This is a genomic window from Chryseobacterium lathyri, from assembly GCF_019970085.1.
Lineage (GTDB): Bacteria > Bacteroidota > Bacteroidia > Flavobacteriales > Weeksellaceae > Chryseobacterium > Chryseobacterium lathyri.
This window is the reverse complement of sequence record NZ_JAHXYG010000005.1, coordinates 198,276-210,434: the sequence shown is the minus strand read 5'-3', so window position 1 is coordinate 210,434 and position 12,159 is coordinate 198,276. Positions and strand designations below refer to the sequence as shown.

Annotated in this window: 12 protein-coding genes; 8 read left to right on the top strand and 4 right to left on the bottom strand. The window is 35.9% G+C overall.

Annotated features, from left to right (window positions below; translation table 11 throughout):
• Positions 1-118: 118 nt before the first annotated feature.
• Both LC418_RS16870 and LC418_RS16865 read right to left on the bottom strand, forming a co-directional pair.
• Positions 119-583 (bottom strand): carboxymuconolactone decarboxylase family protein, encoded by a 465-nt coding sequence (locus LC418_RS16870; RefSeq protein WP_223560000.1) that lies wholly within the window; start codon positions 581-583, stop codon positions 119-121.
• 77 nt (positions 584-660) lie between these two features.
• Positions 661-1,230 carry a Crp/Fnr family transcriptional regulator gene (locus LC418_RS16865; RefSeq protein WP_111956652.1) on the bottom strand — a complete coding sequence of 190 codons (570 nt, stop codon included), beginning with the start codon at positions 1,228-1,230 and terminating at the stop codon, positions 661-663.
• A 99-nt stretch (positions 1,231-1,329) separates the two neighbouring features.
• Here LC418_RS16865 and LC418_RS16860 point away from each other — a divergent pair, with 99 nt between their 5' ends.
• Entirely contained in the window at positions 1,330-2,283 is a 954-nt protein-coding gene (locus LC418_RS16860; protein ID WP_223559999.1) for a helix-turn-helix transcriptional regulator, read from the top strand.
• A gap of 222 nt (positions 2,284-2,505) precedes the next feature.
• Here LC418_RS16860 and LC418_RS16855 read toward each other — a convergent pair whose 3' ends face one another.
• Positions 2,506-2,997: a DinB family protein gene (locus LC418_RS16855; protein ID WP_111956656.1), complete on the bottom strand. Its 492-nt coding sequence runs from the start codon at positions 2,995-2,997 to the stop codon at positions 2,506-2,508.
• Between the two features lie 183 nt (positions 2,998-3,180).
• Here LC418_RS16855 and LC418_RS16850 point away from each other — a divergent pair, with 183 nt between their 5' ends.
• The 6 genes from LC418_RS16850 (at position 3,181) to LC418_RS16825 (ending at position 10,297) form a co-directional block, all read left to right on the top strand.
• Positions 3,181-3,765, top strand: a complete 585-nt coding sequence (locus tag LC418_RS16850; protein WP_111956658.1) for a hypothetical protein — start codon at positions 3,181-3,183, stop codon at positions 3,763-3,765.
• A 333-nt stretch (positions 3,766-4,098) separates the two neighbouring features.
• Positions 4,099-6,519, top strand: a complete 2,421-nt coding sequence (locus tag LC418_RS16845) for a TonB-dependent receptor plug domain-containing protein (protein WP_223559998.1) — start codon at positions 4,099-4,101, stop codon at positions 6,517-6,519.
• A 197-nt stretch (positions 6,520-6,716) separates the two neighbouring features.
• Complete coding sequence (locus tag LC418_RS16840; RefSeq protein WP_223559997.1) at positions 6,717-7,286, top strand: cob(I)yrinic acid a,c-diamide adenosyltransferase; 570 nt, start codon at positions 6,717-6,719, stop codon at positions 7,284-7,286.
• The gene (locus tag LC418_RS16835) at positions 7,276-7,923 is read left to right on the top strand and encodes a thiamine diphosphokinase (protein WP_111956664.1); all 648 of its coding nucleotides are present in this window, start codon (positions 7,276-7,278) and stop codon (positions 7,921-7,923) included. Before LC418_RS16840 ends, LC418_RS16835 begins: the two co-directional genes overlap by 11 nt.
• Positions 7,920-8,795, top strand: coding sequence for a tyrosine-protein phosphatase (locus tag LC418_RS16830; RefSeq protein ID WP_223559996.1), 876 nt, complete (start codon positions 7,920-7,922; stop codon positions 8,793-8,795). Before LC418_RS16835 ends, LC418_RS16830 begins: the two co-directional genes overlap by 4 nt.
• A gap of 110 nt (positions 8,796-8,905) precedes the next feature.
• Positions 8,906-10,297 carry a type III PLP-dependent enzyme domain-containing protein gene (locus LC418_RS16825; RefSeq protein WP_111956668.1) on the top strand — a complete coding sequence of 464 codons (1,392 nt, stop codon included), beginning with the start codon at positions 8,906-8,908 and terminating at the stop codon, positions 10,295-10,297.
• Positions 10,298-10,434: 137 nt separating this feature from the next.
• On the opposite strand, the gene LC418_RS16820 is transcribed toward LC418_RS16825, so the two are convergent.
• Entirely contained in the window at positions 10,435-11,094 is a 660-nt protein-coding gene (locus tag LC418_RS16820) for an HAD family hydrolase (RefSeq protein WP_111956670.1), read from the bottom strand.
• Between the two features lie 159 nt (positions 11,095-11,253).
• On the opposite strand from LC418_RS16820, the gene speB reads away from it, so the two are divergent.
• Positions 11,254-12,111: an agmatinase gene (speB, locus tag LC418_RS16815; protein WP_111956672.1), complete on the top strand. Its 858-nt coding sequence runs from the start codon at positions 11,254-11,256 to the stop codon at positions 12,109-12,111.
• Positions 12,112-12,159 lie beyond the last annotated feature (48 nt).

Below are 12,159 nucleotides of genomic sequence, written 5' to 3'. Positions count from 1 at the left end.
TATTTTCCATGGTAAACTTTTGAGGGCTTAAATAGAGATTAAACGCAAGATTTTATGGTAAGACTCCATATTTAAAAGTTCTCACCATAAAACTTTGCGTTAAAAAAATACAATCAATTTACTGTGCTTTTTCAGCAACCTGATAAGCACCTACATCCGCTCCAAAGGCAATGTTGATTCTATTATAACTGTTGATTGCAATCACAGCCATGGTAAGATCCAGTATTTCAGTTTCAGAAAAATATCTGCTGACTTCCGAATAAATTTCGTCAGGGATTTCTTTACCATTTAAAGAGGTTAAACTTTCAGCCCAAAGCAATCCGGCTTTTTCTCTGTCTGTGTAAAAAGAGCATTCTCTCCATGCGCTTACCAGAAAAATTCGTTGTTCAGTTTCACCTTTGGCTCTTAATTCCTTGGAGTGCATATCCAGGCAGAAAGCACATCCGTTTATCTGTGAAACACGGAAATACAGAAGCTCCAGAAATGAACTGTCGAGTGATGAATGCTGTACCTGAAACCCCATATTGTGGAGGGCGTTTACAGCTTTGTTTCCCATTGCAAATGCATTGATTCTTTGTGACATAATAATTGGTTTTTTGATTAATTATGAAACAAATGTAGACCGGAATTTTCCGGAATTTTTTAACATTTGATAAAAAACTATTTCTGTGCTCTGATCCGGCTTAAAGAAACCTGGGTGATCCCAATATAATCTGCCATGTCCCCAAGACTGATTCGCTGGATAAGATCAGGTCTTTGCTTCAGAAAATTGTTGTATCGTTTTTTACCGTCGTCCTCAAGCATTTCGCTGATCCGTCCCATCATATTGATCGGAGCTTTTGAATACAGTTTACTGAAAAGTGTTTCCGCCGTATGGTATTTCTTACAAAGTTCCTCAATAACATTTTTGTGTATGCGCAAAACTTCACATGGCTCCAGTGCAACGATCATATATTTTGAAGCACTGCCCGTCAGAAAACCGTTCAGTTCTGTGAAAAAAGAATTTTCTGCAAAAAAAGTCATGATAAAATCTTTATCTCCGTTATCAAAAAATAGCTTTACCAGACCTTTCTCAAGAAAATAAAAATACCTGCAGGTTTCATCTCCTTTTAAAAGAAAGTCACCTTTTCTGTAAGTTTTTGCTTCTAAATTTGATGTCAGAGCTTCCATTACAGATTGTTCCGGTTTTATAATACTTTCAATGGTTTGAGTGAAACGGGGAGAATTCATATTCAACAATATTGCTTATAAAGAAATTAAATATAATAAAAAAGCACCTAAATTTATATTCTGTACACCAAAAAAGATTGATAGATTTGCCATAACAATATGAACGATCACTATCTTAAAAAACTCGACAGAGTAACGGCTATTCTCACACAATTACAGTCAAAACCGACCGTAAGGGCACAGGACCTTGCTGCAAAATTTGATGTCAGCATCCGTACGATCTACCGGGATGTGAAAACGCTGGAAAATGCCGGAATTCCCATTATAGGAGAAGCGGGAAACGGCTATTCCCTGATGGACGGTTATAAGCTTCCGCCCATTATGTTTACAAAAGAAGAGGTATTGAGCTTCATCACTGCGGAAAAACTGATGCAGAAATTTTCTCACCAAAGCCTTGGAAGCCATTACCAGATGGCCATGGAGAAAGTCCGCTCTGTGCTTCGGAATTCAGATAAAAATCTGATCCTGAATATTGAAAAACAGATCGATGTTTATAATCACCATCCACAGACAAATGATACGATCAAAAATGTGATACCCACCATTCTGGAAAGTATTGCAGATAAAACACAGCTGATTATTGAATATAAAACAGTTGATTCCCGGGTAACGAACAGAACCATTGAAGCTGTTGGTATTTTCTTTGAATTCAATTATTGGTACATTATGGCTTTCTGTACCATGAGAAAAGATTTCAGGCAGTTTCGTGTTGACAGGATTTTGCAGATTTTCAAAACCCAGAACCCTTTTTCCCAGGAATATGGACAGATCAATGATTACAGAAGGTATTCAAGCGGAGAGAAAACCAGGGTCAGGCTTTTAGTTGAGAAAAAAATAATAGGACATATCGTAAATTCCAGGAGATATTATGGGTTTATTGAAGAAACGAAAACGGAAAATGGAATGGAAATGATCTTTGATACAGAATGGATAGATGAAGGTTTTCCGAGGTGGCTGATCACTTTTGCAGATTATGCAACTATTTTGGAGCCGGAATCATTAAAAACAAAGCTCAGAAATTTGGTGGAAAATATTTCAAAAAGTTTGGAATGAAAAACATAAGCTCGGGCTTCACATTCGTGAAGCCCGAGTTTTAGAAATTTATATCATCTGAATAAAAAATTTCACTTCAACTGAATGACAAAAATCAGAAACAACAAAATCGGGGTGTCTATACTTAATGAATGGATAATTTGAATAATTTTGATTCTGCTGTTTCATCTTTTTGCCTGGATTGAATTATCATTTTCAGTCTAAATAAAGGCATTAATGATCCTAAAATCTCTCCCAAAAAAAAGGAGGTTCAATTCCTAATGCTCTCAGATAGGTATAACCCTGTCCGCGGTGATGAATTTCATTATCCACGAAATAAAGAATATTCTGATATACCGGGAATTCATACTGTCCGAATAAATTGAAGGTTTCCTGGAAACGCTCTTCAGTAATCAGGCTGAAATAGTGGTTGATCACTTCTGTTTCTTCATCCCATTTTTTCAGGATATCTTCTTTTGTTTTTGGGTTGAATCCTTCCTCATTGTAAGCTTCCATGTTTTTATCAACTATTCCTTTCAAAGCAGATCCTCCGATACTGATCAGTTCTACTGCCAGCTTTGCGAAAGGTCTCATGCCTCCTACAGAGAATTCAAATAATTCTTTTTCAGGAAAAGCTTCTATTACTCTTCTTGTCAGATTTCTGTGTCCTTGCCAGTGCTCTAATAATTGATCGGATGTCATGAACTGTTTTGTGGCTGTTGCTGTAGTTGTCATAATTGTATTGTTTAGTTTGTTATTGTTGATACAAAGGTATGACAGCATTATGACAACAGTTTGTCAGTAGGATTTTTGATATTAAAAAAATATTTTATTTCTTTTTTAAAATATCTATACCTGTTTTTCCGTTAGAGAGAAAATGTATGGGTAAAAAAAATTGATCCCTATTAGAATTTTAAAATGAAGAAGTATATTTTACCTGTTATTCCAGCTCTTTTATTACTGTCATGTAATAAAATCGAAGAAAAAATCGACCAGACTGTTCAGAAAACTACTGAAACTGTACAGCAGAAAGCTCAGCAGGCAGTTGAAGAAACAGTAAAGAAAACAGTCAGTGAATCAATTAATTCTTTAACGAATTCCCAGGATGTAAAGTTCAGCCAGGTATTTCCCGATGATGGAAAGCCTGTAGTTTCAGAAGAGACCGGAAAGAAATTTAAATTTCCTAACGGTTCCGAAGGCTATATTTTCAAATATAAATCCGATATCGCAGTACTGCTTCCCTTTCTGGAAAAGCAGCCTTCTTCCGACGAAAACAAATCAGACAAAACAGCCCGTAAAATAGACGGACAAAGCATCATTGACAAAATAAGTTTTGTCTCAAAATTCCTTCCTGAAAATACTATTGATACCAGTTTCCTGGAGGATATCAAAAACGATAAAAATATAGAATATTATAAGCTGAAAAGGTTTCCCAACAACAGTACAATAATCTATAACCCCAAAAACCAGACCGTCATACAATATGTAGAGGTAAATAAATAATTTGTAAGTGACCGGATTTTTCCGGTCATTTTTTGTACACAGTCATTGCGAGCCATTCGCGAAGCAATCTCAATCTGTTGAAAACTACGTATTAGCAGGGATGAAATCATTTTTATTTCTTATGTCTACTAATCACTTTTTCAGACAGAATAGGAAGTTATTACTATTTCTTTTTCAGATTATTAATAAGCTACTTAATGTTTTGTAAATCAATTCTTAATTTTTACAGAATAATATGTTTTGCATAAGTTGGGAAAGGGATTTTTATTATATTTTTATTTTTTGTGTTTAATATTGATATTTTTACTAGATTTATTAAATTATTAACAATATATGAAAAGAAAATTATTTAATAAAAAAATCTGTGTATTAGTATTAAGCGGAGCGGGTACTATGGTATATGCTCAGGAAGGTGTAAAAGAAAATAGTATAGATGAAGTTGTGGTTACTACAGGTAGAACTAAACCTAGAACCATAATTACATCAGCAATTCCTATTGATAATATTTCGGCAGTACAGCTAAAATCCACAGGACAAATTACTTTTGATAAAGCTTTGACGTACTCGGTACCATCTTTTAATTCATCACAGCAAACCGTTTCTGATGCAACGGCTCATTTTGATCCGGCAGATTTAAGAGGATTAGGGCCTTCCAGAACATTAGTTTTGGTTAATGGTAAAAGAAAAAATCAAAGCGCTTTAATATATGTAAATGATACGCCGGGAAAAGGTGAGGTAGGTACGGATCTGAAAAGTATTCCATCTGCGGCCTTACAGAATGTAGAGGTATTGAGAGATGGTGCATCTGCACAATATGGCTCTGATGCTATTGCAGGAGTGATCAATATTATTCTTAAGAACAGCGTTGGAAAAAGTACAGTCAATCTTTTTTCAGGTATTACTTCAGAAGGAGACGGCTTTAATATCGGAGCAGATTTTAATACAGGAATCAGAGTTGCAAAAAATGGAAGTTTGAACCTTACATTGGGATATTCTTCCCAAAATAAAACTAACCGTGCAGGTTCTGTTACAAAAGATGAACTTTTTGGTGTTGATAATGCCTGGACGCAGGCTAATCCTGGTTTAGGAATGATTATAGGGCAGCCGGAGACAAAAGTTGCTAATATGTTTGTAAATTTTGAATTGCCAACAGGTGAAACAGGCAAGTTTTATGCTTTTGGTGGTACAACTTACAGGAATGGAACTAGTTTTGGCTTGTATAGAACACCCTATTGGGTAACTTCAGATTTTGGTTTATTAACTCCAAAAGGGCAACCTTATAATGGATTTCAGCCGGAATTTAAAACGGATGTTTATGATTATAATTTAACCTCCGGGTGGAAGGGAATGTTTGGAAAATGGAGTTTTGATGGGAGTGCAACTTTTGGCTCTAATGCAGTAGATTATGTTGTAGGAAACACGATTAATACGTCTTTGGGAGCAAATTCACCAACCCGTTTTAAAGCAGGTGGTCATCAGTTTAGTAATATTATAGGAAATATAGACATCAACCGAAATTTTGGTGCATTTGTTTTAGGAGCTGGTGTTGAAGTACGTAATGAAAACTATCAGGCGAAGGCAGGAGAAGAGGCATCTTATATAGGAAGTGGTGCAGAATCGTTTCCAGGACTGCAGTCTCAAAATGAAGTCAATAAAAATCGTCAGAATATTGGAGCTTATATGAATGCTGAATGGGATGTTACGAAAAACCTGTTACTTGGAGGAACTGTGAGATATGAAAATTTCAGTGATTTTGGAAATAATGTTTCCTGGAAAGGAAATGCAAGATACAAGTTGTTAGATGATAAATTAGTTTTCCGTGGGTCTGTTTCTACAGGATTTCGGGCACCTTCATTACACCAGATTTATTATTCCAATGTTCAAACCAAAATTACAGGGAATACGGTAGCTAATCAGGGTACTTTTAACAATGACTCTCAAATTGTAAGATCAGATCTTGGGGTACAAAAATTAAATGCTGAAAAAGCCTTTAACATTACTGGGGGATTTGCCGTAAAACCTTTTAAAAACCTGACGATTACAGCAGATTATTATAGAATAAAAATTAAAGACCGGGTACTTTTCTCAGGAGATATTGGTTACAAAACCGGTGCTCCGGGTAGTCCGGATATAACAAACCCTGTGGAAGTAATATTAGACAATAATAAAATAACCTCCTTAAAGTTTTTCACTAATGCTGTAAATACAGTTACTGAGGGGATAGATTTCGTAGCTAATTATTATACTTCCGCTATTGGCAAAGGAAGATTGGGAGTTATTGCTGCTTTCAATTATAACGAAACTAAAATAGTAGATAATATTGCCGTTCCGCCTATTTTGGCTGAAAATGATTACTCGGAAAACTTTTTTGATAGAAAAGAACAATCTAGAATTACCTCTGCAAGGCCAAAAACAAAAACTATTCTTAGTCTTTCGTATGACATTTCAAAGTTTAACTTTAACCTTAATAATACTTATTTTGGTTCTGTTACATGGCAGCATGCAACTGATCCTGTCAAAGATCAGACATTTTCCGGTAAAGTAATTACTGACATCGTTTTAACGTATAAAATCACCAAAGATCTTAAAGTTTCCGGAGTCGTAAATAATTTATTTAATATTTATCCGGATGTAATAGACAGCAAAGGCGATGTAGTAACAGATCTTGGAGGAAGGTTCAAATATCCTTGGGAGGTGAATCAGTTCGGATTTAACGGAACAACTTTTCAGCTCAATGTTAATTATACTTTTTAATCTATAAATAAAGGAATTGGCGTTTGCTTTGTCATGCTTACCAAAGAGGAAGCAATCTCAAAAGATATAAAAACCCACATGTACAAATATTAACTGACATTAATTCCTAATGTCAGTTAATCATTTTTTCAGATAGAATAGGAAGTTATTACTACATTTTACTTTTTACATTGTACAAAAAAAAGTACTTTAGTAGTATGAAAATTTATACAAAGACAGGAGATAAAGGTCAGACTGCATTATACGGCGGAACAAGAGTTTCCAAAGCCAGTGCAAGAGTGGACAGCTACGGAAATATAGACGAGCTTAATTCATTCATTGGTATTTCTAAAAGTCATATTGAAGATGAAGAGGTTCTAAAACAGTTGAAGAAAATTCAGTTTGATCTGTTTACGGTAGGCTCAGAAGCTGCAACGCCGGTTGATAAATTAATGTTGGCCAACGGAAAATCCCGTCTGCCACTGATTATTTCAGACACTGAGATCGAAGAGCTGGAGCAGTGGATGGATGCCTTTGAAGAAAAGCTGGAGCCCCTTCAATACTTTATTCTTCCCGGTGGTGGAAAATCTGCAACATTTTTACATGCTGCAAGAACCATCTGCAGAAGAGCGGAACGTTCCCTGGTTTTCCTGAATGAATCTGAAGAAGTACGTCCAGAGCTCATCAAGTACCTGAACAGGCTTTCTGATTACCTTTTTGTTTTAGCAAGATATATTTCAAAAATCAACAACAAACCGGAAGAATACTGGAATCCGAATGAAAGATAAAGCATTACTTTTCATCAACGGAGACCATCCCAAAACTTTTCCAAACCCGGATCAGTATGGCTTAATTGCCTGCACGGATGGCGCTTTTCATTATCTGAAGCAGTTGGGTTTTCCTTTAGACAAGCTGGATTTTATTTCCGGTGATTTCGATTCCCATTCAGGAGCAGATGAAGATGTTTACCAGGAAAAATTTATTCTTACCCTGGATCAGGACAAAACAGATTTTCATAAAGCTTTGGAAATTATTTTAGAAAGGGGATGTCTTTCTGTAGATGTTTTCGGGGGAAGTGGCGGCGAGCAGGATCATTTTTTAGGGAATCTTACCGTTGCTTATGCATTTAAAGACCGGTTGGGAATAAAATTCTATGATGATTTTTCTGAATATTATTTTGTTCCGCAGAATTTTAAAATAAAAGGAGTTAAGAATAGAATGATCTCATTGTATCCTTTTCCGTCGGTTGAAAATATAACAACAACAGGATTGAACTGGCCTTTGACCAACGGGAATTTAAGTATCACTTCAAGAATAGGAACAAGAAATTTTGCGGTTGAAGATGAAGTTTCCATTCAGTATCAGTCCGGAGATCTGTTGTTTTTTGTAGGAATTAATGAAATAGAATATCCCGGAATATATTGAAACAATTCATAAAGATATCGGTTCTGCTTATCGCAGCATTTTGTGTTTTTTCCTGTAAAACACAGGATTTTATCCAACCTGAATATGGGAAAAATAAATCAGGGAAATCTATTGAAATCAAAAAAGTATACAATTTCAGAACAGTCGGGAATATTAAAAATATTGAAGGCAGAACTTTAAAAGCAGGAAAATTTTACAGAAGTGGTCATCTTCACCAATTGAGGAAAAGATCCTTCAAAGAAATGCAAAGCCTGGGAATAAAAGAAGTCATTGATCTTAGAAATTCAAAAGAAATATCTGATAAGCCGGATCAGCTTCCCGATGGCATCATTTATAAAAAATATTCAGCCTTTAAAGATGAGGGAGACCAGCTGACCAAAGCGAAAAAGCTTGTTTTAAAAGGAAAAGTTAATGGTTCCGATGCTGATAAAAGAATGATTGATTTCTACCGTGAATATATAACGGAAAACCCGGAAGTGATCAAAAAAATCATCACTGAAATCCTGGAATCCGATCAGCCGGTTCTCTATCACTGTACCGCAGGAAAGGACAGAACAGGAATCACAACGGCTTTAATTCTGACTATTCTAAAGTTTGATAAAGAAACAATTTACAATGATTATCTTTTATCCAATAATTACAGAGAGAAATTGGTCCTGAAAAGACTAAATCTAGCAAATAATCTACATTTTCTATATCCCAGAATGGATGTGAAGGTCCTTGAAAAACTGAGCTGGGTAGAAATCGCTTATCTCGATGCAGCTTTTGATGAAATCAATAAGAAATATGGCTCCACCGACACTTATATTCAACAGGTATTGGGAATTTCGGCAGATAAGAGGGAAGAATACATTAAGAAGTTTACAAATTAATAATCTGTTCAGGTTTTTGTCTGATCCTGTTTTGAAATTTATAATAAATTTAACGCTTAAAAATCAAACTTTTTTAGCAATTTTGCATTTCGTAATTCACTTGTCAAGAAATGAAAATAAAGTACTCGGAACTTATTGATCAGACATTATATTTTCCTACGGAAGAATTTAATGTTTCTGAGAACAATTTGTTATTTCACGATGTTCCTTTAATGGAAGTCGTTGAAAAATTTGGCACCCCGCTAAAAATTAGCTACCTGCCAAGAATTTCTCAAAATATCCAGAAGGCGAAAAGCTGGTTTAAGGAAGCTTTTGAGAAAGCCGAATATAAAAAGAATTATACCTACTGCTACTGTACAAAATCCAGTCATTTCAATTTTGTGCTTGAAGAAGCTCTTAAGAACGATATCTCTATCGAAACTTCTTCAGCATATGATATGGACATTGTAAAATCTCTTTATGAGAAAGGAAAAGTAGATAAAAATATTGAAGTCATTTGTAATGGATTCAAAACCGATGATTATCTGGTGAAAATTTCAGAAATGATCAACAGTGGCTTTGAAAATATTACCCCAATCCTGGATAACTACCGTGAGCTGGATAAGCTTACCGAAAGTATAGATACCACTTTCGATATCGGGATCAGAATTGCTTCAGAGGAAGAGCCTAAATTTGAATTCTATACCTCAAGATTAGGAATCGGGTATAGAGATATTATCCCTTACTACAGCCAGAAAATCGCTGAGCATCCGAATGCAAGACTGAAAATGCTTCACTTCTTCATTAATACAGGAATCAAAGACACAGCTTATTACTGGAACGAATTATATAAATGTCTCCGTGTATACGCACGTTTGAAGAAGATTGCCCCGGAAGTGGATTCACTGAACATTGGTGGTGGTTTCCCGATCAAAACATCTTTAAACTTTGAATACGACTATCAGTATATGGTAGAGGAAATCGTTTCTCAGATCAAAAAGTTCTGTGAAGAAGAAGGAGTAGAAGAACCTAATATTTATACGGAATTCGGAAGCTTTACCGTAGGGGAAAGCGGTGCAAACCTTTATAAAATCATCTCTCAGAAACGTCAGAATGACAGAGAGAAGTGGAATATGATTGATTCTTCATTCATGACCACACTTCCTGATACATGGGCAATTTCAAGACACTTTATCATGCTTCCATTGAACAGATGGGAAGATACTTATGAAAGAGTATTCTTAGGAGGACTAACCTGTGATTCGGATGATTATTATAATTCTGAACAGCATACGAATGCAATCTATCTGCCGGTTTTCAGCGATACAAAGCCTCTGTATATCGGATTTTTCCATACGGGAGCGTATCAGGAAACAATCGGAGGATATGGTGGAGTTCACCACTGTCTGATGCCTCAGCCGAGACACGTCCTGATCCAGAAAGACGAAAACGGAGAACTTCAGTACGAAATTTTCCGTGAAAAACAGGAACCTGAAGATATTCTGAAAATTCTGGGTTACTAGTTATAACGAGGAACGGGAGTGATAAAGCAATCTCATCTTCATAATCTTAACAACTTAAATTGCTTCTTAATGTTTCAATTTTAATCATTAAGATTTTTGTGAAAAATAAAGCTCTCAACATTTGAGAGCTTTTTCTTTTAAAAATATTTTGAAAGCTTATCCAGCTCCAGTTCTTCATAATCTGTAACTACGATATCCGCTAAAGTATAATCCTGATTTTTTGAATGCGGGCTTCTGTAGGCAGCACAGAAAATTTTCGCCCTGTTGGCGGCAAGGATCCCGTTGGTGGAATCTTCAATAACCATGCAGTTTTCTACCGGTTCTTCTGCCATTTGTGCTGCGAGAAGAAATACTTCAGGATGAGGTTTGGATTCCTTTAGAGCGGCACCGCTTATTTTCCCGCTGAAATAATCTTCAAGCCCGAATTTCTCAAAAACCATATTGATGGTCGTCATTGTAGCCGAAGAAGCCAGGATAAGTTTAATGTCGTTTTCATGATAATGTTGGATCAATTCCCTTACTCCCGGAATCAGATCAAATTCCTCATCATTATCAAAATAATCTTTGAAGTATGATCTTTTAATGCCGGCAATGGCTTCGTGGGTTTGGTTTAAACCATATTTCTGAATCAGCGTTTCACAGACCCTTTTTGTGGAAGCTCCTGTGAAAGAAGTGTAAAGATCTTCGGAAACAGCAATTTCCAGTTCGTTGAAGGTGGCAAAATAAGCTTTTCTGTGCAGTGGTTCCGTATCTACAATAACCCCGTCCATATCGAAAAGAACAGCTTTTAAGGACATATTTTGTTTTTTACAAAAATAACTTTTAAAATTTAAACATTAAAAAGATTTTAGAATTAAAAAATTCGGAGCTCATCACTCTTGATTTATAACTCAACGACTATTTGTATCTTTGTGAAATCATTTAATCTTTAAATCATTTAAATTTTTAAATAAAACATGAGAACATACGCAGGAATTCCTGAAGAAAATGCAACGTTAGAGAACTCTAAAGTAATGCTGGTAACTGTTCCTTACGATGGAACTTCAACATGGGGAAAAGGAGCTGATAAAGGCCCTGAATTATTCTTAGATGCTTCAGAAAACATGGAGCTTTATGATATTGAAACAGGAACTGAGCCTTTCCTTGACGGTGTATATCTGGCAGGAGAAATTTCTGAAAATTCAAGTCCTGAAGCAATGACAGAAGCCGTTTACCAAAAAACAAAAGAGCTTTTGAACAACGAAGGAAAAGTATTTACACTTTTCGGCGGGGAGCACTCGGTTTCTATCGGTTCTATCCGTGCGGTAGGAGAGAAGTTTGAAAATCTTACTGTTCTTCAGCTGGATGCTCATACCGACCTGCGTCCTGAATTCCATGGATCTACTTCTAACCACGCATGTGCGGTTTTTGAAGCGAATCAGAAGCATAACCTGGTTCAGGTGGGAATCCGTTCCATGGATGCTGAAGAAGCTCAATATCTGCCGGAAGGAAGAGTATTTTTTGCCCATGAGATTGCGAACAATGACAACTGGATCAATGATGTTTTAGAAAAAGTTTCAGGAAACGTATATATCACCATCGACCTTGATGCTTTTGATCCGTCAATTGCTCCTTCTACAGGTACTCCGGAACCAGGTGGACTTCAGTGGTACCCAACTCTGGAATTGTTGAGAAAAGTATTTGAAAAATGTAATGTAGTAGCGTTCGATATTGTAGAATTAATGGATTCTCCGATGGCTAAGCCAACAGCTTTCTTAGCAGCTAAATTATATTATAAAATGCTTGCTTACAACCATATTTATAACAATAACTAAAATTCCGCAAGAATCAGATTTTTTCTGCCCTATATTCTTTGGAAATTT